Below are 20,072 nucleotides of genomic sequence, written 5' to 3' on the forward strand. Positions count from 1 at the left end.
GCGTCTCGCCTCCTGATTTGCAGTTGCGAGAAGACCATGCCGCTCGACGCGGAAGCGATCGGGCGTGGCTGCACGGCCAGGATCACGCAAGCCAACCAGCTTTGCGGCCTCGATCTCGACCGCTTCAAGGAGGCGCTCGCTGACGGCGCACCGATCACGATTGCCTGCACCCAGGAAGCGCCGCTGTTTCGGGAAGTCGCGGAGAATTCGCCGGAAGCCCAGCTCACCTTCGTCAACATCCGCGAGACCGGCGGCTGGTCGAAGGACGCCGCGGCAGCCGGTCCAAAAGCAGCCGCGTTGATTGCCGCGGCGGGCGAAGACATGCCGCCGATCACGCTGGTGACGCTCGAGAGCAGCGGCGTCGCACTGATCTATGGCCGTGACGAAATTGCCATCGAGGCGGCGCAGCGTCTCGCCGATCGTCTCGACATTACCGTGCTTCTGACCAACCCTGGCGATGTGATCCCGCGCCGGACGAACGAGTTTCCCGTGCTCAAGGGCACAATCCGAAACGCCCGCGGACATCTCGGGCAATTCGAGCTTGCGATCGATGATTACGCGCTGCCCTCCCCCTCCTCGCGCGCAAAACTCGTGTTCGGGCCTTCGCGTAACGGCGCCACTTCCACCTGCGATCTGATCCTCGATCTCTCGGGCGGAACACCGTTGTTTCCCGCGCATGAACTGCGCCCGGGTTATCTGCGCGCCGATCCGCGCGACAAAGCCGCCGTGGAGCGCGCGATTGCGGATGCCGGTGGGCTCATCGGCACCTTCGACAAGCCGCGCTTTGTCAATTTCGAGCCGTCACTGTGCGCGCATTCGCGCTCCTCCATTACCGGATGCACGCGCTGTCTCGATCTGTGTCCGACCGGCGCGATCACGCCGAACGGGAACGCAGTCGCGATCGATGCCAATGTGTGCGCCGGCTGCGGTTCCTGCGCTTCCGGTTGCCCCACCGGCGCGGCCTCCTATGCGCTACCGAGCGCGGACGCCCTGATGCGGCGGCTGCGGACGCTGCTGCAGACTTACCGCAAGGCAGGCGGAAGCGATGCCGTGGTCCTGTTTCACGACGGCGAGCACGGCGAGGAAATCATCGATGCGCTGGCGCGGTTCGGCGAGGGCTTGCCGGCCAACGTGCTGCCGCTGCGCGTCAACGAAGTGACGCAACTCGGTCCGGAACTCCTCGCCTCCGTGTTTGCCTATGGCGGCAGCGGCGTCGCGCTGCTCACGCGCGCCAAGCCGCGCCACGACATCACGGCGCTTCGCCGCGCGGTCGAGACGTCGGATCGGATCGTTACCGCACTGGGCTTCGGCACCGGCATCATTCGGATCATCGAGACCGACGATCCGGACCAGTTGCGCGCCGCGCTGGATGCTGCCCCTCGTGGCATCGCCACGCAAAAGCCCGCCGGCTTCGTGCCGCGGGGTGCGAAACGCGGCGTGCTGGAGACGACGTTTCGCGAGCTTCACCTCGCCGCCCCCGCACCGGTCGATGTCATACCGCTGGCGCCGGGCGCGCCCTTCGGCACCGTGAACCTTGACGTCGACGGCTGCACGCTGTGCCATGCCTGCGTCACCGCCTGCCCGACCGGCGCGCTGTCCGATAACCCCGATCGCGCGATGCTGCGTTTCACCGAAAGCCTCTGCGTGCAATGCGGGCTCTGCGAATCTACCTGCCCCGAGAAGGTCATCACCATCGAGCCGCGTCTTGACTTCCAGGCCTGGAACACGCCGCGTGTGCTGAAGGAAGAAGAGCCGTTCAACTGCATCGCCTGCGGCAAACCCTTCGGCACCAAGAGCTCGATCGATCGCGTGCTGGCGAAACTCGGCGAGAAGCACTGGATGTTCCAGGGCGCCAATGCCAGGCGGCTCGACGTCATCAAGATGTGCGCGGACTGCCGCGTCGAAGCCGTGGTGAACGAAAGTTTCGACCCGCATGCCGCGCCGCAGCGCCCCCCGGTCATGTCGACAGAAGATTATTTGCGCGCGCGCAATGTGAAGAAGGACGATCCCCTTGGATCGTGAGCAGCCTGTGTCCGCCACTTCTCCAGATCTCAAGGCCCGCGCGACCTCAAAAGCCGCCGGCATTCCCGGCGTCAAGCACATCATCGCCGTTGCCTCCGGCAAGGGCGGCGTCGGCAAGTCCACCACCTCCTGCAACCTCGCGCTTGGCTTCGCCGCGCTCGGACTGAAGACCGGCATCCTCGATGCCGACATCTATGGTCCTTCGCAACAAAAACTGTTCGGGCTGCGTGGCAAGCCGCGGCAACTTGGGCCGCGCATGCTGGAGCCGATGGAGCGTTTTGGTGTCAAGGTGATGTCGATCGGCTTTCTGGTCGAGGAAGACAACGCCATGATCTGGCGCGGGCCGATGGTCATCTCCGCGATCACGCAGATGTTGCGCGAGGTGGCATGGGGCGATCTCGATATCCTCGTCGTCGACCTGCCGCCCGGCACCGGCGACGCCCAACTCACCATGGCGCAGCAGGCGCCGCTGGCCGGCGCGATCATCGTCTCGACGCCGCAGGATATCGCCCTGATCGACGCGCGGCGCGGCATCGCGATGTTTCAGAAGGTGAGCATTCCGATCCTGGGCCTGATCGAAAACATGTCGAGCTTCTGCTGCCCGGCCTGCAACCACGTCACGCCGATCTTCGGCCATGGCGGCGCGCGGACGGAAGCCGAAAGCCGCGGCATTCCCTATCTCGGCGAGATCCCGCTGGATATCCAGATCCGCCAGACCTCCGACGATGGCCGCCCGATCGTGGCGATCGAGCCCGACGGCGTCCATGCAAGGCATTATATCGACATGGCGCGCGAGATCTGGACCACGATCGTCACCGGTGCAGCGCACCGGCCGCCGCCGCGTATCGTCATCGAATAGATGTCTGCGCGTTGGTAACCTACGGGCTCATCAAGACCGGATTGATCCGCTCTGCTCCACCGGCAAGACCGAGCGCTCGCAGTTCGTCGCGGTGCAGATCGATTACGAGGATCGACAGCACCAGGAAAAGAGCGGCGGCAACGTAAATCAGAAGTGGCGAGGCCGATCTATTTGCAGCATCGCGCTGCGCAGCCGTCCGCTCTCGGGAATAGCTCCAGAATGGAGCCAGCAGAGCCCGCAAAGCTGAGAGCATTCGGACCGTTCTTCGCTGCATCGCGCCCTGAGCTTAGATCGGCCCCTGGCCAATGTCGAGATTTGGGCAGCGGGACATCGTGCCACACCTGCTCGATGCAATGCACTCGCCCTATCTCCGTCATCTCAGGAATAAGCGCTTGCGCTTATTCCGAAGGTGCGAGCGAAGCGAGCCTCGAAGGATGCACGGCCCCGCTGGTGGCCGTCGCCCTTCGAGACGCGCGCAAGAGCGCGCTCCTTCGGAATATGCGCAAGCGCGCATATTCCTGAGGTGACGGGTCAAACTCATTCAAACTGGCCCTCATTAGGCTTTAACGCGCCTCTTCGAAACCGCCGAGCGTAGCCGTGAGGTTGGCGCCGAGGATATCGGACAGATAACCGCCCTCCTGGACAAAAACGGTCGGAAGGCCCAACCGCGCGATCGCAGCACCGATGCGCCGGAATCCCGCGGTCGTCACCGCGAGGCCGGCGAGCGGATCGTGCTCCGAGGCATCGAGACCGAGCGCCACCACGAGTGCACCGGGCGCAAATGCGCGGATGGTTTTCTGGGCCTCACCGATCGCCTTGATGTAGTCGTCATCCCCGGTGCCCTTCGGCAGCGGAATGTTCAGATTGGCGCCGAGACCGGGGCCAGCGCCGCGCTCATGCGCATATCCCCATACATAGGGATAGAAGAAGACGGGATCGGCATGGATCGAAACCGTGAGAACGTCGGGGCGTTCGTAGAAGATGCCCTGCGTGCCGTTGCCATGATGCACGTCGACATCGAGAATCGCGACCCGCTCGTGTTTCAGCTTAAGTTGAGCCGCCGCGACTGCGCTGTTGTTAAGAAAGCAGAATCCGCCGGCGAGATCGCGGTAGGCATGATGACCGGGCGGCCGGCAGAGCGCGTAGGCCGCGTCTTCTCCGTCCATCACGAGCTGGGCAGCCGTGGTGGCAACATCGGTCGCCGCACAGGCCGCCGCCCAGGTGCCTGGACCAATCGGGCACGCCGTGTCGGCCGCGTGCCAGCCGAGACGGCCGACAATATGCGTCGGGTAAGTGGCGGCGTTGCGGACCGGATGCACATTGGCAATCATTTCGGGGCCTGCATCACCAAGCGCACTCCAGGCGTCCCACGCCTCCTCGAGGAAACGAAGATATTCGGGGCTGTGCACGCGGGCGCGCGGTCCCTGACCGAAAACAGTCGGTGCAACCAGATCGTGCTTGCCGGCCTTCAACCCTGCCAGCAGGCGGTCGGCGCGCTCCGGCTGCTCGGTGGTGCGCTGGACGACGCCGCGCACCAGAAAGAATTGCGGATCGTGGCTGCGATGCAGTTCGGTGTAGACGGCCTTCACGCGGGTACTCCGTTGGTTGGAAACAAGATCCCGCCCGGGGGTGCGACGACATTGCCGGCCGATGGTGCGAGCTCCCGCACCAGTTTACCGACTTCGCGCCAGGCATGACCGATATGATAATCGACATGCGCGGTGATGCGTTCGGGATGACCGGCCTCGATCGCAGCAAGCAGCGGCTCGTGCGTCCGCGCGATCTCATGCGGATCGTCGTAAAGGCGCCCGATCAGTCCGATCACCATGCGCAGTTCCGCCGCGAGATCATCGAACAGCCGCAGCAGGCGCCTGTTGTCGGCAATTTCAAAGATCAGCCGATGAAAGCGATAGTCCTCCTCCACCTGCCGCGCCGGATCGTCGAGATCGGCGGTCTTGTGCAGAACGTCGATTTGGCGCCGCAGCACCTCGCGCGACTGGGGCGTGAGATTCCGCGCCGCCAGCACGCCGGCATGCCGCTCGATGCAAATGCGCAAATCGTAGATCTCGTCGATGTTCCTGATTTCGAGCTTGCGCACGAAGAAGCCTCGCCGCGGGCTCGCGACCAGCAACCCCTGCTTCTCCAGCAACCGCGCCGCCTCCCGTACCGGGGCGCGGCTGACGCCTAGTTCGCGGGCAATGCCTGCCTCCACCACTTTGGAGCCGGGAGGCAGCCGGCCCTGAACAATGGCCTGCATCAGCATGCGGGCGATCTGGCCGACCAGATCGCTGTCGGCAAGGGCCGGTAATCCAACAGGAAGCGACATAGGGCGCATCGGCTAAACCCGCGTCATATGGTGATCATTTTTTAATCGTCGATTGTCGACACTTTAATCTTGCCCAAATGCTGCGTCGCACGCAAGCTGAAAAAATCGAAGATGGATCAAGGCGGAAATGACCAGCGCAGCCCACAACACCGCAAAGGCATGGCCGGCAGCGGCAGACCAGACTCTCCAAATCCGGATCGACCTCGCAGCTGCGTACCGGCTGATTCACCGGCTCGGTCTCGACGACAGCATCTACACCCACATTTCCGCCCGGCTTCCGGGCCGGCAAGACCGCTTCCTCATCAATCCCTATGGCCTGCGCTTCGAGGAAGTCACGGCATCCAACCTGGTGACGGTCGATCTGGACGGAAACGTCATCGACGACCCCATGGGTCTCGGCATCAACCCTGCCGGCTTCACGATTCACAGCGCGATCCATGCCGTACGACATGATGCGATCTGCGTCCTGCACACGCACACGGTGGCCGGCATCGCCGTTGCCTGCCAGAAGCGGGGCCTGTTGCCGCTCAATCAATGGTCGCTGCAGTTTACCGACAGCCTCGCCTATCACGACTACGAAGGCATCGCGCTCGATCTCGATGAACGTTCACGCCTCGTCGCCGACCTCGGCGAAAAGTTCGTGATGGTGCTGCGCAATCACGGCATGCTGACCTGTGGGCGTTCCGTCGCCGAGGCCTTCAAGCTGATGCACAATCTGGAACGCTCCTGCCGCGCGCAACTCGCCGTGCAGTCGTCCGGCGCCGAGGTCATCGAGCTGTCCGCGGGAGTCGCCCGCAAGACGGCCGGCCAATACGCCAGCTTCTACGACGCGATCGAAACCAATGGCGTGCCGGACAGCGAATGGGCCGCCTTCAAGCGGATGCTTGAACGGACCGATCCCGATTTTGCGAACTGACAAACATAACGCGCAGCCGGTAGCGCGCCGGCCAGCCTTTTTTGAACGAGGTATGTAATGTCCAAGCGAAAGATATTGGTGAGCTTTGCCGTGCTTTGCATGCTGAGTACCGCGGCAGTAGCCGAGGGACCGAAGGCAGGCGGCGTCGTCAATGCCGTGATTCAGCCGGAGCCGCCAAGCCTGATGGTGGGTCTGGTCCAGAACGGCCCGACGCAGATGGTGGCCGGCAACATCTATGAAGGCCTGCTGCGCTACAGCCCCAAACTGGATCCCCTGCCCGGCCTCGCCGAGAGCTGGACGGTCAGCGAGGACGGCAAGATCTACACGTTCAAGCTGGTCAAGGGCGCGACCTGGCATGACGGCAAGCCGTTCACTTCCGCAGACGTCCTGTTCTCGATCGACTTCCTGAAGCAGACCCACCCACGGGCGCGCGGCAATCTGGTGCAGCTCGACAAGGTCGAGGCTCCGGATGAATCGACCGTCGTCTTCACGCTGAAGCAGCCGTTCGGCCCCTTCATCGGCATCTTCGAGGTCGGCTCGCTGCCGATGATTCCGAAGCACATCTATGAAGGCACCGATTTCAAGACCAACCCGGCCAACAACACGCCTGTCGGCACCGGCCCCTTCATGTTCAAGGAATGGCAGAAGGGTTCGTTCATCCGCCTGGTCAAGAATCCGAACTACCACGTCAAGGGCAAGCCCAACATCGACGAGATCTACTGGCACGTGATTCCGGATGCCGCCGCGCGTTCGGTCGCGTATGAGACCGGCAAGGTCGACGTGCTGCCGGGCGGCTCGGTGGAAAATTTCGACGTGCCGCGCCTGAGCAAGCTCAAGAACACCTGCGTCACCGGAGCGGGCTGGGAATTCTTCAGCCCACATTCCTGGCTGTGGCTCAACAACCGCGCAGGGCCAACCGCAAACAAGAAATTCCGTCAGGCGCTGATGTTTGCGATCGATCGCAACATGGCCAAGGACGTGGTCTGGAACGGCCTCGGCAAGGTCGCCACCGGCCCGTCGGGCTCGGCGATCAAGTACTACACCGGCGCGGTGCCGAAATACGATTACGATCCGGCCAAGGCCAAGGCGCTGCTCAAGGAAGCCGGCTACAACGGCGAGAAGCTGCGCATGCTGCCTTTGCCCTATGGCGAGACGTGGCAGCGCTGGGCCGAAATGGTTCGCCAGAACCTGCAGGACGTCGGGGTCAACGTCGAGATGGTCGCGACCGACGTCCCCGGCTGGAATCAAAAAGTCAGCGAGTGGGACTACGACATCGCCTTTACCTATCTCTATCAGTATGGCGATCCCGCGCTCGGCGTCGGCCGCAACTACATCTCCAGCCAGATCGCCAAGGGCTCGCCGTTCAACAACGTCGAAGGCTATTCGAACCCCGAAATCGACAAGCTGTTCGCCGACGGCGCGGTCGCCTTCCCCGATGCAGCGCGCGAGGAGATCTACGCCAAGGCGCAAAAGATTCTCGTCGAGGACGTGCCGGTGGCGTGGATGCTCGAACTACAATTCCCGACCATCACCCGCTGCAGCGTCAAGAACCTGGTCACGACCGGCATTGGCGTGAACGACGGCTTCCGCGACGCCTGGATCGAAAAGTAATCGCGGACGCACCGGGCGTCAGTCCCCAAGCCTGACGCCCGGATATCGCGCCCCAACGCAAATCGGCCGAACATGATTTCCTTCATCGCCCAGCGGATCGCGAAGGCCATTGTCGTGCTTCTCGCGCTCGTCGTTCTCAACTTCTTCCTAATCCGGTTGGCGCCGGGCGATCCGGCGCTAGTGATGGCGGGCGAAGCGGGCGCAGGCGATCAGATTTTCCTAGCGCAGCTGCGCGAGAAATTCGGCCTCGACCAGCCGCTGCCGGTGCAGCTGTTTCTTTATGTCAAAGGCATCCTCAGCCTCGATCTCGGATTCTCGTTTCGCCAGCAGATGCCGGTCGCAACCCTGATCCTGCAGCGCCTGCCGGCAACGCTGTTGCTGACGGGGACCGCGTTCGCGATTTCGCTGGCCTTCGGCATCGTGTTCGGCGCACTGGCGGCGCGCTTTGCCGGCACCTGGGCCGATACCGCAATCACGGTGCTGGCGCTGGTCTTCTACGCCACGCCGCTGTTCTGGGTGGCGCTGATGGCAATCCTGCTGTTTTCGGTCACGATGGATTGGCTGCCAAGTTTTGGCTACGAGACGGTGGGCGCAAACTATACCGGGCTTGCACATGTGCTCGACGTAGCCGCCCACCTCATCCTACCGGCGACGACCATCGGCCTGTTCTTCATGGCCACCTATGCCCGCATGACGCGCGCCTCGATGCTCGAGGTCAACAGGCTCGACTTCGTCAAGACCGCGCGCGCCAAGGGCCTGTCCGACACGGTGATCCAGCGCCGTCACGTGCTGCGCAACGCGCTGTTGCCGGTGGTGACGCTCGCGGGTCTGCAGGCCGGCACGCTGGTCGGCGGCGCGGTTCTGACCGAGACCGTGTTCGCATGGCCGGGTATCGGCCGCCTGATGTACGAAGCGCTGCTGCAGCGCGACTACAATTTGCTGCTCGGCGTCTTCGTCGTCTGCTCGGCCATGGTGCTGGCCTTCAACCTGATCACGGATCTTGTCTACCGCTCCGTCGATCCCCGCATCGAGTTCGCCTCATGAGACCGGTCTGGCGAATGCTGTTGCGCAATCCCGGCGGCATGATCGGCGTCGCGATCCTGACGATTGCGATTGCGGTTGCGCTGGTTGGTCCGTTGCTGTTTCCGACCTCACCCTGGCGCATGGTACAGCGGCCGTTCCTGCCACCGTTCACCATGGCCAACCTGCCGCTCGGCACTGATGCGCTCGGGCGCGACGTAATGGCGGGCATCATCTACGGCGCGCGCGTCTCGCTGCTGGTCGGCCTGATCTCGACGCTCGCATCGCTGGCGGTCGGCATCCCGCTCGGCGCGACGGCCGGATATTTCGGTGGGAAGATCGACGATGCCCTGATGCGCTTCACCGAGTTCTTCCAGACCGTCCCGAGCTTTGCACTCGCAATCGTGCTCGTCGCGATCATGCAGCCCTCCATCGTGTCGATCGTGGTCGCTATCGCCATCGTCAGCTGGCCCCCGGTGGCGCGGCTGGTGCGCGGCGAAGTGCTGTCGCAGCGCACGCGCGAATATGTCCAGGCGGCGGTCGTGACCGGCCAGACCAACTGGTGGATCATATGGCGCGAGATCCTGCCGAACGCGCTGTCGCCGGTCATCGTGCTGGCCTCGCTGATGGTCGCAACCGCAATCCTGCTGGAGTCCTCGCTCTCCTTCCTCGGGCTCGGCGATCCCAATTTGATGTCATGGGGCTACATGGTCGGCGCCGGCCGCACCGTGATCCGCCAGGCCTGGTGGATCACGGTATTCCCCGGCATCGCCATTCTGGTCTCGGTGCTGGCGCTGAACCTGATCGGTGAAGGCCTCAACGACGCACTCAATCCCCGCCTCGCCAAGGGAGGGCGCTGAGCATGAGCGTCGTCATCAGGAACCTGAAGCTAGCGCTGCCGCCCGGTGGCGATCGCCCTTATGCCGTGGACGGCGTTTCGTTCGAGCTTGCCGCCGGCAAAATCCTCTGCGTGGTCGGCGAATCCGGCTCCGGCAAGTCGATGTGCGCGCATGCGCTGATGGGCCTCTTGCCGGACACGGTGACGGCTGAAGCCGGTGAGATCCTGTTCGAGGGCAAGAACCTGTTGTCGCTCGGGCCAGCGGAATGGCTGGCGCTGCGCGGCCGCGGCATCGCCATGGTGTTCCAGGAGCCGATGACGGCGCTCAATCCGCTGATGCGCATCGGCGACCAGATCGCCGAAATGTTCGAGGCGCATGATCTCCTGACGCCAAAGGAGCGCCGGCAAAAGGCCCTCGCCTTGATCGGCGAAGTCGGTCTGCCCGATCCTGAACGCGCGGTGCGCGCCTACCCCCATCAACTGTCCGGCGGCCAACGCCAGCGAGCGATGATCGCCATGGCGCTGGCGCTGGAGCCGGCCGTGCTGGTGGCCGACGAACCGACCACCGCCCTCGACGTCACGACGCAGGCGCAGATCCTCAAGCTGATCCGCGACCTGCAGCGCCGTCGCAACATGGCCGTCATGTTCATCACTCATGATTTCGGCGTCGTCGCCGAAATTGCGGATCGCGTGGTCGTGCTTCAGCACGGCAAGGTGGTCGAACAGGGTACGGCCGATGATGTGCTGCTGCGCGCCCAGCATCCCTATACCCGCGCCTTGCTTGCTGCGGTTCCCATCCTGCAGCCGCCGCCGCGGACGCCCCTGCTCGACCGCAGCAAGGCGGTGGAGGTGATCGGCCTCGGTAAGACCTATGTCAGCGGGGGCGGCTGGTTTCGCAGCGAGCGCCGCGTGCAGGCGGCCAAAGAAGTCAGTTTTGACATTTTTCGCGGCGAGACGCTCGGTCTGGTCGGCGAATCCGGCTCCGGAAAATCGTCTGTCGCACGCCTCGTCATGCGGCTGATCGAACCCGACGCCGGCACCGTCCGTATCGGCGACGTCGATCTCACCCGGATCAGTGGAAAGGCGCTGCGCGAGCAGCGCCGCCGCATCCAGATGGTTTTTCAGGATCCATTCGCCTCGCTCAATCCACGCCGAAAGGTCGGCAACATCATCACTGACGGACCGATCGCGCATGGCGTCGATCCGGCGGCAGCGCGCAAGCGTGCCGGCGAACTACTCAGCCTGGTCGGCCTCAATGCGAGCGCGATGGAACGCTTTCCGCATGAATTTTCCGGCGGCCAACGGCAGCGCATCGGCATTGCGCGGGCGCTGGCGCTCGATCCGGAAATCCTGGTCGCCGACGAAGCGGTCTCCGCGCTCGACGTGTCGGTGCAGGCGCAGGTGCTCGACCTGCTGGAAGACCTCAAGGGCCGGTTGGGCTTGTCGATGCTGTTCATCACCCATGACCTGCGCGTGGCCGCGCAGATTTGCGACCGTATTGCGGTGATGCAGCACGGCGCGATCGTCGAACTCAAATCGGCGGCGTTGCTGTTTGCGGCCCCCGAGCACGCCTACACGCGCGAACTGCTTTCCGCGGTGCCCGGCCAGACGTCATCGTCCAAGGCGGCATGAACCGGATCACGAGCGATGCACTGCATCCTGGTTAGCAAAAGCCTCGATCTCCGCGGCTATCTCGGTCCGCAGTTCATGCGCGCCGCCGACCGCATCGAAATCGTCAGCCACCCGCACGAGGGTCCGGCAACGGATGTCCGACTGGCGGTCGCCTGGCATCCGCCGGATGACGCGTTCGAACGCTATCCCAATCTGCAGGCGGTCTGCTCGATCGGCGCCGGCGTCGACAACATTCTGGCGTGCCCCAGTCTGCGCCCCGATGTCGACGTGATCCGCGTCGTCGACCCCACGCAGGCGCAGATGATGTCCGGCTTCGTCGCCTGGCACGTCATCGGCCATCAGCGGCGCTTTGCGACCTATCAGGCGCAGCAGCGCGAGGAACGCTGGCAACGTCTCGGCCCGCGCCGGACACAGGATGTGCCGGTCGGGATTCTAGGGTTTGGCGAAATCGGCCGCAGGGTCGCCGCCGATCTCGCTTTGCTTGGTTTCCCGGTCATGGCGTGGAGCCGAACCGCAAAGCTTGCGTCGCAAGGCGTGCACGGCTTTCATGGCGCTGCCGGCCTTGAGGCTATGCTGGGTCAAACCGAAGTTCTGGTGAACCTGCTCCCTCTTACATCGGAGACCAAAGGCATCCTCAACCGCAAGACATTCGGGCGCATGTTTCGAGGCGGTTACCTGATCCAGGTCGGCCGCGGCGAGCATCTGGTCGAAGCCGATCTGCTCGCCGCGCTGGAGGACGGCCAGCTTGCCGGCGCTGCGCTCGATGTGTTCGCGACCGAGCCATTGCCGCCGCGGCATCCGTTCTGGCGACATCCCAACATCGTCGTCACGCCTCATGATGCCTGTGAAGTCAGCGTGGAAGCGATCGGGGCGACGTTTCGCGCGACCGCGGAAGCAATACGCGCCGGCCGGCGCCCACCGCACTCCATCGACCGCGAACGCGGCTACTGAGCGACGTCAATGGATATTCTAGCGCCTATTCGGCCTTCAGTTTCAACTCGCGAATGACCGTGCCGAAGCGCTCATAGTCGCGCCTGAAGACGCTCGCCGCCTGCTCGCTGGTGTCGCCGACCGGATCGAAGCCCCGCACCAGGAAAAATTGCGGATCGTGGCTGCGATGCTGTTCGGTGTAGACGGCCTTCACGCGGGTACTCCGTTGGTTGGAATTAGAATCCCGCTCGGGGATACGACATTGCCAGCGGCTCGTCACCATGGGCAAGCCAATGGGCAACGGCCATCCCGTCGTCGGGATGGCAGCGCGTCCCGAACTGGAAGGCGTGGCGTTCAGGCAAGAGTTTCTCTAGGCTGTGGTGATGAGTGGGTCGGAAGGGCCGGGGTCCGGGTGACTGAAAACAACAACAACGCCAAGGCGCTTTCGTTGCACGAACTGTTCGAGTCAGAGCCGACCGAAAACCTGATCGGCAATCTCCGCACCAGGTCCGGCCTGCACAGCTTCGGTCGCGATCTTCTCCCCATCACGATCAACAGCGATCCTTCCCTGCCTACCTGCTATCTGTGCTGCCCGTCGGTTGCCTATATCGACTACGCGCGCGACGAATTGCGCCACTTCTCGGATTTCCGGCTGCTCTCGAGCATGCTGGATGCCGTCGTGAGGCTCGGATATCCCCTGATTCGGGCCGCTCAGCTCGATCGGCAGGTGCAAATCAATAACTGGCTGCTCGCCACCAATCCGATCCCCGACGTGACGGGGTCTACACTTGAAGCCACGACGCGGGAGATCGTTCTGGCCAATCCCGGGCACGTCGTCATCTGGCGATCTCTGAATGACTACAGCGACCGGGACGCCATACGCATCTTTCGTCAAGCCGGATACCGGATGTTTCCGGCCCGCCAGATTTACATGTTCGACTGCAGGGACACCCAACCGAAGCTTCATCGCGACGAACGGCGCGACACAGCTCTGTTGGAAAACGGCGAGTTCACACTCGTCTCCTCGTCAGAGTTTCGCGAAGACGATTACATTCGCGCGCAAGTGCTCTACCAGCATCTCTATCTTGAGAAATACACCTGGTTGAACCCGCACTATACGCCTGCGTTCATGAAATCGATGCATGCGAACGGCATCCTCGAATTTCAGGGACTTCGCGCCGAAGACGGTCGGCTGGCCGGCGTGATCGCTTTTTTCGACACCGGCCGCACCATGACGGCCCCGATCGTCGGATATGACAGCGCCCTTCCCCAGGCGAAAGGTCTTTATCGCATGCTTATGGCGCTGGCGGCGCAGCGCGCGCGGAAACGGAAGATGCTGTACAACATGAGCGCCGGCGCCGCTTCCTTCAAGCGAAACCGTGGCGGCGTCGCTGCGCTCGAATATTCCGCCGTCTACAATATCGGGCTTTCGCCAGGACGCCGGCTGGCGGCGCTTCTGGTCAGAAAGATACTGGAATGGGTCGGCGTTCCCGTTCTCCGGAGCTTTGAATTGTGACTGACCGGACATCAAGTTGGTATGCGGTCGCCCTGAGCCGCGCGGTCAGCCGAACACCGCACCGTGTGCTGATTGCCGGACAGGCGTTTGTCATCTTTCGATCAGGTGGCGCCTTGCGTTGCCTCACCGATCGTTGCCCGCACCGCTTCGCACCGCTGTCACTCGGGCGGGTGGTCGCGGACACCATCGAATGCCCCTATCATGGCTGGCGGTTCGACGGAACCGGCCGATGCCGGGCCGTGCCCGGGCTGCTGGAGCCGGTACCAAACGTCATCGTGCCCCCGCATGCGGTTCGCGAAGCCAATGGCCTGGTCTATATTTCGCCGGAAGCCGCGCGCGGCGAGCCATATCCCGGCGTGCTTTCGGGCCCGGGCACCGTCAGCAGCGTCGTTGAAAACCGGGTTCGCTCGAGCCTGATCGACGTCGCCGAAAATATCCTCGACGCCACCCACACCCATTTCACCCACAGCGGCATTTTGCGCGGCCTGAGCAGCCGCCGCTACAACGTCAAGGTCACCGTGACTGGCGGCGACGGTTGGGTCGAAGCCCGCTACGAGGGAGAACCGCGACAGGAGGGCATTATCAGCCGCCTGCTCGAAGGCGAACGATCGATCAGTGTCGGCCGCTTCATCGCGCCCGGGGTCGCCGAACTCGAGTTTTGGGGGCGTGGCCGGATCAACCTGTCGACGACATTTCATCTCCGCCAGGAAGACGACGAGCACGTCCACGGTTTCGGCGTTCTGGCGGGTCCAATGCAAGGCGGCCTCGGATATCTCAAGGCTGTCTTGTTCAAGCCGCTCTTTCACATCGCGCTGCGCCAGGATCAAACAATCCTGACGGCTGCGCGGCAAAACAGATTGCCGGACGCCAAACCCGTGGTGGGGCGGCTTGACATCCTGCGGCCTCACATCGAGGCCATTTTACGCGGCGAACGCCCCTCTGTCGCGGACGCGCCCACCGAACTCACGATGGAACTGTGAGAGACGAAATCGAGCCCTGCTCTAATCCAACGGCTCCCCATCCCATTCGATATCGCGAACGGACGCCTCAACCAGCCCATTTCCTTCCCGCAAGGCCTTGATCGCGATTTCGCCGAGCGCCAGCAGCTGCGACGGCAGAAGGCTGCGATCGCCGGACCAATGCGAGATGTCCTGCATGCGGGCAAAATCCCGGCGCCACCGCGCAAAACCCTGATTACGAAGCGCGTAGGGCAAACCATAGGCCAGCATGGCCATCGGAAGCGTCATCGGCGCCGTCGACGAGGTCTGTGCGGCGCGCCCTTCAAGAAAGGATTGAGCGAGACCGTCCTCCGGTCCGAAATAATGCACCCCGCTGGTGGTGCGCGGGTTGCATTCGATGACGTGCAGTTCACCATTGGCGTCGCGACGAAAATCGAACGAAATCTGGCCCGTCCATTGCAATCGCGACACCAGCGCGTCGACAAATGCCCGCGCGACCGGAACATCCGCGGCCTCAAAGGCGACGCCGGCACCTTGGCCGACCCGATAGGTCGGCCGGTAACTCTGGAACGCCGCCAGACGGCCGTCGACGGCAACCGCGTAGGCGCTGATTTCCTCGCCCGGCAGGTAGGCTTGCGCGACCCAAGGGTCGACTTCCGTCGGACGAAGTTTCTGGATGTCGGCTTCTGAAGGTCTGATCAGCACGCGCAAGCCAAAGCGCGACCATGCAGGCTTGAACACAAGGGCGCCAGCAGGCGTCGAAAGCCCCGACAGATCCTCGCAACAGTTGAGCCGCCAGGTCCGGGGCGGATCGGCGCCGAGACCTGCGGCCATCTCTGCGAAATCAGCCTTGTTATGGACTTTGGCCAGCAAATCGAAATCCGGCGCGAATAGCGGCATGTCGATGCCACGCCTGTCTCGCACTGCCGCCAGAAAGAATACCTCTTCGCAGGTCGGTACGATCAGGTCTGGAGATTCTCGCGCGACAAGGTCAGCGATGGCGGCCGCATAGTCGGAAAAACTCTGTCGGGGTGATGGCAATCGGACGTAGGAATCCTTCATGCGCGTCGCCCGCGACATCGGATAACGGAATGTGTCGGCCAAAATGACGCGGTGACCGGCGCAGTGAAAGACACGCGCCAGGTGCAACGCCGAGGGTGCCCGCGCACCGGTGACGATGATCGTCCTTCTCATGAAATGCCTGGCTTCAGGCAATTTTCGACGCGCCGAAGCTTGATGTCGTTTCGGGGCAGCAAGGCATCATACCGCAGGGCAACTTCAGGAGACGTTCCGGCACGGATGCAGGCCTGCGCGACTTCGGCGCGCGCGATCTCGCCGACGTCGCGCGACATCTGGACCGGCAGAACGACCTCGATACGATTTTCTTCCGCTAGACGGATACGAAAATCGTCGATACCAGGGTGCGCCGCCAGCACGGCATTGCGCAGCACGTCGGGCGTCAACACCACCGAAGGCTTCGACGAATCCCGGTTCGGCAACGCGAAGGCATCGTCGCGCCGTCCGATGATTTCGGCGACGGCCTGCAGCGCCGAACCGCAAGGACAGCGTTTCCGATCGAGACGGAGGATGTCGTTCATGCGGTAGCGCGCCGTGATCTGGGTCCGGCGGGTGAAGTCCGTCACGATCGGCGTAACCAGATCGGGCGCGCCGGCGATTTGCTCGAACTCGAAGTGGACGACATCCTCGGCCAGATGCAGCGTTCCATATTCGCAGGACACGCCGAACAGGCCTTCCGTCGCCATATAGATTTCCCGCAGTTTCAGCTTGAAATGCTGCTCGATCAGCCGGCGATCAGGAGGGTCGAGCACCTCCGCGCTTGAAAACATCCGTCGCGGCGCAATCGCAACGCCGTTTTCCGCGAACCACCGCAACGCCTTCGGTGGGCCGACCACGACCGTCGGCTTGAATGCGACCAGGGCCTCGGCCGCCGACGCCAGGCCGTTCCGCAGATCGACAAAAAGAAGCTTCAAGACTCTCGATTCATTGGCGGCGTCATAAAGGCGTGAGGTTCGCGGAAGCACAATGGCGACCCGATGCGGCTTCCGCAGCGAGATCGGAAGTGCCTTGGCAACAATGGTTCCAAGCCAGACGAAGCGCTCCGCATCCGAGATCAGATAAAGGCCGCGGTTGCCGCTTGTTCCGGTGCTGCAGCCGATATCGTGCCCCGCCGGCGCATCACCGCGCTCGATCATCGCCCAGCCTTCGGCTGCCGACAGCCCAAGCTGGTTGAAGGCCTCAAAACGGTTCATGACCTCGCGCTTTCCGACGATCGGAAAATCGTAAAACGGCAAATTGCCGAGCTCACGATAGAACGCCGCATGCGCAACCGCATGGCGCCGCAGGCGCTCCAGATTCCAGTTCTGCCATCTCGTAATCCGATCGCGGCTGTTCAGCCAGCGATGAAGCAGATGCGTTCGCAGGAACGCCAAAGCCAGTTTCGTCCGTGAGGTCACGATGCCGCTTCCTCGATATCGTGGCAGAGCAAAAGCCGGCCATCCTCGCGCCGGAATTCCCTGAGCAGGCGCTGGGTTGCCCGGCCGGCGCGGCGGTCGTCGAAAACGACGGCGCTGGAAATCCAGGGCGTCGCGTCGTCGAGTAGCGCCCCAGTCGTCCAGGCGGCATCGGTGGCGTAGATGACCGGACCGGTTTCGTCTCGCCAGAAGATTCCGAAATGGCCAAAGGCATGTCCCGGCAACGGCACCGCCAGATAGGCCCCACCACCGAACAGATCATATCCTTCGCCGAGCACCGTGCCGGTCGGCAACCGTCGCATGCCCTGAAGCGGTAGCAGCCGGCGCTCGAAATCGTGCGGGATCAATTCCCTGAATATCCCGTGGTGCAAGGCCGCAGCCGAACTCATGGCCAAAACCCGACGCGTCGCGTCGCCACAGGCAATGATCCCCGCGCGCGAAAATGCACGCAGGCTTGAGATGTGATCGGCGTGGAAATGGGTGACGACGACAAGACGGACATCGTCCGCGGTGGCTCCCATGTTCCGAAGCATGGCCTCCGGCGCCGCGTTCGCATTCAAGTCCGGGCGAAGCACCGAACTATAGAACCGCAAGGCGGCAGTCCGCGGTCCGCGCGTGACCTCCGTTCCCATGCCGGTATCGACAAGGCACAGACCTCTCTCCTTCAGATCAATCAGGCCATATCGGACGGACAGCCTGATGATCTTCAGCCCTGCGCCTCGCCTGACGAGCCCGGCAAACACATCGATATGCGCGCTGTTGAAAAGCTTCATGACGCCTCGCCGCCGGAGAAGGTCCGGCGCAAGCCTTCGTCAAACCCGATCTTCGGCCGCCATCCGATTTCGTCCCGGATGGCCGACAAGTCCAGCGTCTGGCTGAACGCGAGCAACCCCGCCGAATAGGCGGTCACGATTGGCTCGCGCGCGGGCCGGAAGGTTTTATGAAATCTCTCGATCGCACGGATGGCTGCAAGCGCGAGCGGCCATGGTACCTCGCGCCAACGTACATCGACGCCGGCGAGTTTCGCGCTTGCAGTTATGATGTCGCGGATAGAAACGGCTTCGCCTCCCGAAACATTGTAAGTCGCGCCTGCGGCCTTGTCTCGTTGGGAGAGTATGCTGGCAATCGCCGCCACGACGTCGTCGACATGGGTGAGATCGATCACGGAACGACCGCCGCGGAATGATGGCACGGGCCCTCTTTTCGCAGCCCTCAACAATCGGGGCAGCAACGCCTTGTCTCCCTTTCCATAGATGCCGCGGGGCCGCACGATGGTAACCGGAAAATCCGCAGCCGCTCGAACCAGCTTTTCCGCGGCCGCCTTGCTCCAGGCGTAGTCATTGACCGGCACGGGAAGTTCGGAACGCTCGTTGACGTTCAACTGGTCGCCGAACCTGAAATAAACGCTCGACGACGATACATAGACAAAATGCGGCGTTCCCCATCGCCTGGCCTGATCCAGCAGATTGGCGGTTGCCGTCACATTGTTGCGCTCGAAATCGTGCCGCGGTCCCCAATTCGACGACAGGCCCGCGCAATGGACCACGCTGTCGATCTTCGCCATCGCGAGCGAGGATAATGACGCGGCATCTGCGAGATCGCACGTCGCAACCGCGATCGGCTGGTCCTTTAGGGTTTCCCGCAAGGCGGCGGAACGTCCGAGCGCGATGACCTCGCCGTCGCCCGCCGCGAGGTGGCGGGCGACGCGAGCCCCAAGGAATCCGCCAGCCCCCGTCACCACGATCCGCGACATCTAGATCTCGATCGCCATTCCGCCGAACGACACGCCGGCGGACGTACCCACCAGGATGACCTTCGATCCCCTGCGTATCTGCTGTTTCATCCTTGCAAAATGCAGGGCAGTCGGGATCGAGGCGGCCACCTGATTGCCGTGCGTGGCGACGATATCGATGACCTTTTCGCGCGGGAAACCGCAGCGCTTGACGAGATGGGCAAGCGCGAGCGGGCTGGCCTGGTGCGGGACGACGATATCGACGCTGTCGCGATCCCAGTTCGCGCTGGCAAGAAGATGGTCGACAAAATCGGGAAATTTGCCTGCTGTCAGCTTGAACAGTTCACGCCCGTTCATCTGAAAGAAACTACCCGCCGCGAACCGCTCGGGCTCCCGGTGGAGATCAATTCCCGTGCCGCCGGAGGCGAGTTGACAGGCCTCATAGCCCTCATGATGGGTTTCAAATCGGCTGGCACGAACGTAGCTCGCCGCGTTCGATTCCGGACGCGTCAGCACGGCGGCCGCCGCGCCATCCCCGAACAATCCCGCCGTGGCGGGGTCGCTGCGCCATGGCAAGGCGCGCGAGGCGATTTCCGAGGAAACGACAAGCACGCATTGATAGCGGCCGGCGGCGATCATCGATGTGGCGACATCGAAGCCTGAGAGGAAGCTCAGGCAGGTCGAGTTGACGTCAAGGGTTGCGCAACTCCCGCTCGGTATGTCCAGGTGTCGCGCGATCAGCGGTGCGGTGGCGGGAATCGAATATTTGGGGACGGCGCTGGCGAATATCACCAGATCGATCGATGAAGGCGAGATGCCGGCTTCAGCAATCGCCTCTTTCGCTGCGGACGCGGCAAGCTCATCCTGCGATTCCGGACCGCATACAAAGCGCTCCCTGACACCGCAGTTCTCCTCGATCCACCCCTCGCGCTTTCCAATCTGGCGATCGAGAGATTTTGAACTGACTTGCTTTTGCGGAAGAAAGGATCCGGTTCCGCACAAATTGAATGCAATGCCTGCCATAGCGGCTCTGATTCGATTGATAATCATCAATCTACGGCATCCCAACGCCAATCGCCATGCGGCATCGAACCGGTCGTACCAACCTTTAATTGTACCGGGGGCGGTGAGGCCTCCTGTGGGGAATTCGGCCGCCGAAGGCGTCAGCCGACGCACCGTTCCGCGCCGGGCGGACCGTCCAAAAGCAGCGGCGGCTATG

Annotated in this window: 19 protein-coding genes; 10 read left to right on the forward strand and 9 right to left on the reverse strand. The window is 63.0% G+C overall.

From position 1 onward, the window contains the following. Positions 1-36: 36 nt before the first annotated feature. A complete protein-coding gene (locus V1283_RS21275) occupies positions 37-2,022 on the forward strand; it encodes a 4Fe-4S binding protein (RefSeq protein WP_442895766.1) in 1,986 nt (661 codons plus the stop codon). 7 nt (positions 2,023-2,029) lie between these two features. Continuing rightward, positions 2,030-2,881 (forward strand): Mrp/NBP35 family ATP-binding protein, encoded by an 852-nt coding sequence (locus V1283_RS21280; RefSeq protein WP_442895767.1) that lies wholly within the window; start codon positions 2,030-2,032, stop codon positions 2,879-2,881. Positions 2,882-2,900: 19 nt separating this feature from the next. On the opposite strand, the gene V1283_RS21285 is transcribed toward V1283_RS21280, so the two are convergent. From V1283_RS21285 to V1283_RS21295, 3 genes are all read right to left on the reverse strand, one after another. After that, positions 2,901-3,134 carry a hypothetical protein gene (locus V1283_RS21285; RefSeq protein WP_334388394.1) on the reverse strand — a complete coding sequence of 78 codons (234 nt, stop codon included), beginning with the start codon at positions 3,132-3,134 and terminating at the stop codon, positions 2,901-2,903. Between the two features lie 310 nt (positions 3,135-3,444). Continuing rightward, complete coding sequence (locus V1283_RS21290; RefSeq protein WP_334388395.1) at positions 3,445-4,470, reverse strand: histone deacetylase family protein; 1,026 nt, start codon at positions 4,468-4,470, stop codon at positions 3,445-3,447. Then, positions 4,467-5,207: a GntR family transcriptional regulator gene (locus tag V1283_RS21295; protein ID WP_334388396.1), complete on the reverse strand. Its 741-nt coding sequence runs from the start codon at positions 5,205-5,207 to the stop codon at positions 4,467-4,469. The genes V1283_RS21290 and V1283_RS21295 overlap by 4 nt, the downstream gene beginning before the upstream one ends. A 127-nt stretch (positions 5,208-5,334) precedes the next feature. Here V1283_RS21295 and V1283_RS21300 point away from each other — a divergent pair, with 127 nt between their 5' ends. From V1283_RS21300 to V1283_RS21325, 6 genes are all read left to right on the forward strand, one after another. Then, on the forward strand, positions 5,335-6,123 hold the full coding sequence (locus tag V1283_RS21300; RefSeq protein ID WP_334388397.1) for a class II aldolase/adducin family protein: 789 nt from the start codon (positions 5,335-5,337) through the stop codon (positions 6,121-6,123). A 57-nt stretch (positions 6,124-6,180) separates the two neighbouring features. Beyond that, positions 6,181-7,734, forward strand: a complete 1,554-nt coding sequence (locus V1283_RS21305) for an ABC transporter substrate-binding protein (protein ID WP_334388399.1) — start codon at positions 6,181-6,183, stop codon at positions 7,732-7,734. A 72-nt stretch (positions 7,735-7,806) separates the two neighbouring features. Continuing rightward, positions 7,807-8,778: an ABC transporter permease gene (locus V1283_RS21310; RefSeq protein ID WP_334388400.1), complete on the forward strand. Its 972-nt coding sequence runs from the start codon at positions 7,807-7,809 to the stop codon at positions 8,776-8,778. After that, positions 8,775-9,614, forward strand: a complete 840-nt coding sequence (locus tag V1283_RS21315) for an ABC transporter permease (RefSeq protein WP_334388402.1) — start codon at positions 8,775-8,777, stop codon at positions 9,612-9,614. Before V1283_RS21310 ends, V1283_RS21315 begins: the two co-directional genes overlap by 4 nt. A gap of 2 nt (positions 9,615-9,616) precedes the next feature. Further along, positions 9,617-11,224 (forward strand): ABC transporter ATP-binding protein, encoded by a 1,608-nt coding sequence (locus V1283_RS21320; RefSeq protein ID WP_334388404.1) that lies wholly within the window; start codon positions 9,617-9,619, stop codon positions 11,222-11,224. A 15-nt stretch (positions 11,225-11,239) separates the two neighbouring features. Further along, positions 11,240-12,175 (forward strand): 2-hydroxyacid dehydrogenase, encoded by a 936-nt coding sequence (locus V1283_RS21325; protein WP_334388405.1) that lies wholly within the window; start codon positions 11,240-11,242, stop codon positions 12,173-12,175. 25 nt (positions 12,176-12,200) lie between these two features. On the opposite strand, the gene V1283_RS21330 is transcribed toward V1283_RS21325, so the two are convergent. Then, positions 12,201-12,368 (reverse strand): hypothetical protein, encoded by a 168-nt coding sequence (locus V1283_RS21330; RefSeq protein ID WP_334388406.1) that lies wholly within the window; start codon positions 12,366-12,368, stop codon positions 12,201-12,203. Positions 12,369-12,566: 198 nt separating this feature from the next. Between V1283_RS21330 and V1283_RS21335 the strand changes: the two genes are divergently transcribed. Together V1283_RS21335 and V1283_RS21340 are read left to right on the forward strand one after the other, a co-directional pair. After that, positions 12,567-13,670: a GNAT family N-acetyltransferase gene (locus V1283_RS21335; protein ID WP_334388408.1), complete on the forward strand. Its 1,104-nt coding sequence runs from the start codon at positions 12,567-12,569 to the stop codon at positions 13,668-13,670. Beyond that, on the forward strand, positions 13,667-14,650 hold the full coding sequence (locus V1283_RS21340) for a Rieske 2Fe-2S domain-containing protein (RefSeq protein WP_334388409.1): 984 nt from the start codon (positions 13,667-13,669) through the stop codon (positions 14,648-14,650). Before V1283_RS21335 ends, V1283_RS21340 begins: the two co-directional genes overlap by 4 nt. 21 nt (positions 14,651-14,671) lie before the next feature. Here the strand turns inward: V1283_RS21340 and V1283_RS21345 are convergent, their stop codons facing one another. Genes V1283_RS21345 through V1283_RS21365 form a run of 5 tightly spaced genes read right to left on the reverse strand, consistent with a single transcriptional unit; the run spans position 14,672 to position 19,876 of the window. Next, positions 14,672-15,823: a hypothetical protein gene (locus V1283_RS21345; protein ID WP_334388410.1), complete on the reverse strand. Its 1,152-nt coding sequence runs from the start codon at positions 15,821-15,823 to the stop codon at positions 14,672-14,674. Next, positions 15,820-17,103: a F390 synthetase-related protein gene (locus V1283_RS21350; protein WP_334388411.1), complete on the reverse strand. Its 1,284-nt coding sequence runs from the start codon at positions 17,101-17,103 to the stop codon at positions 15,820-15,822. Before V1283_RS21350 ends, V1283_RS21345 begins: the two co-directional genes overlap by 4 nt. Further along, positions 17,100-17,894, reverse strand: coding sequence for an MBL fold metallo-hydrolase (locus tag V1283_RS21355; RefSeq protein ID WP_334388413.1), 795 nt, complete (start codon positions 17,892-17,894; stop codon positions 17,100-17,102). The genes V1283_RS21350 and V1283_RS21355 overlap by 4 nt, the downstream gene beginning before the upstream one ends. Further along, positions 17,891-18,874, reverse strand: coding sequence for an NAD-dependent epimerase/dehydratase family protein (locus tag V1283_RS21360; protein WP_334388414.1), 984 nt, complete (start codon positions 18,872-18,874; stop codon positions 17,891-17,893). The genes V1283_RS21355 and V1283_RS21360 overlap by 4 nt, the downstream gene beginning before the upstream one ends. Continuing rightward, complete coding sequence (locus tag V1283_RS21365; protein WP_334388415.1) at positions 18,875-19,876, reverse strand: 3-oxoacyl-ACP synthase III family protein; 1,002 nt, start codon at positions 19,874-19,876, stop codon at positions 18,875-18,877. Positions 19,877-20,072: the final 196 nt, after the last annotated feature.

It is taken from the genome of Bradyrhizobium sp. AZCC 2262 (genome assembly GCF_036924535.1).
GTDB lineage: Bacteria > Pseudomonadota > Alphaproteobacteria > Rhizobiales > Xanthobacteraceae > Bradyrhizobium.

What these genes read in the sequence shown, in the direction of transcription:
- V1283_RS21275 (WP_442895766.1), top strand. Translation starts at nt 37, where the DNA reads ATGCCGCTCGACGCGGAAGCGATCGGGCGTGGCTGCACGGCCAGGATC.
- V1283_RS21285 (WP_334388394.1), bottom strand. Translation starts at nt 3,134, where the DNA reads ATGCTCTCAGCTTTGCGGGCTCTGCTGGCTCCATTCTGGAGCTATTCC.
- V1283_RS21295 (WP_334388396.1), bottom strand. Translation starts at nt 5,207, where the DNA reads ATGTCGCTTCCTGTTGGATTACCGGCCCTTGCCGACAGCGATCTGGTC.
- V1283_RS21300 (WP_334388397.1), top strand. Translation starts at nt 5,335, where the DNA reads ATGACCAGCGCAGCCCACAACACCGCAAAGGCATGGCCGGCAGCGGCA.
- V1283_RS21305 (WP_334388399.1), top strand. Translation starts at nt 6,181, where the DNA reads ATGTCCAAGCGAAAGATATTGGTGAGCTTTGCCGTGCTTTGCATGCTG.
- V1283_RS21310 (WP_334388400.1), top strand. Translation starts at nt 7,807, where the DNA reads ATGATTTCCTTCATCGCCCAGCGGATCGCGAAGGCCATTGTCGTGCTT.
- V1283_RS21315 (WP_334388402.1), top strand. Translation starts at nt 8,775, where the DNA reads ATGAGACCGGTCTGGCGAATGCTGTTGCGCAATCCCGGCGGCATGATC.
- V1283_RS21320 (WP_334388404.1), top strand. Translation starts at nt 9,617, where the DNA reads ATGAGCGTCGTCATCAGGAACCTGAAGCTAGCGCTGCCGCCCGGTGGC.
- V1283_RS21325 (WP_334388405.1), top strand. Translation starts at nt 11,240, where the DNA reads ATGCACTGCATCCTGGTTAGCAAAAGCCTCGATCTCCGCGGCTATCTC.
- V1283_RS21345 (WP_334388410.1), bottom strand. Translation starts at nt 15,823, where the DNA reads ATGAGAAGGACGATCATCGTCACCGGTGCGCGGGCACCCTCGGCGTTG.
- V1283_RS21355 (WP_334388413.1), bottom strand. Translation starts at nt 17,894, where the DNA reads ATGAAGCTTTTCAACAGCGCGCATATCGATGTGTTTGCCGGGCTCGTC.
- V1283_RS21360 (WP_334388414.1), bottom strand. Translation starts at nt 18,874, where the DNA reads ATGTCGCGGATCGTGGTGACGGGGGCTGGCGGATTCCTTGGGGCTCGC.
- V1283_RS21365 (WP_334388415.1), bottom strand. Translation starts at nt 19,876, where the DNA reads ATGGCAGGCATTGCATTCAATTTGTGCGGAACCGGATCCTTTCTTCCG.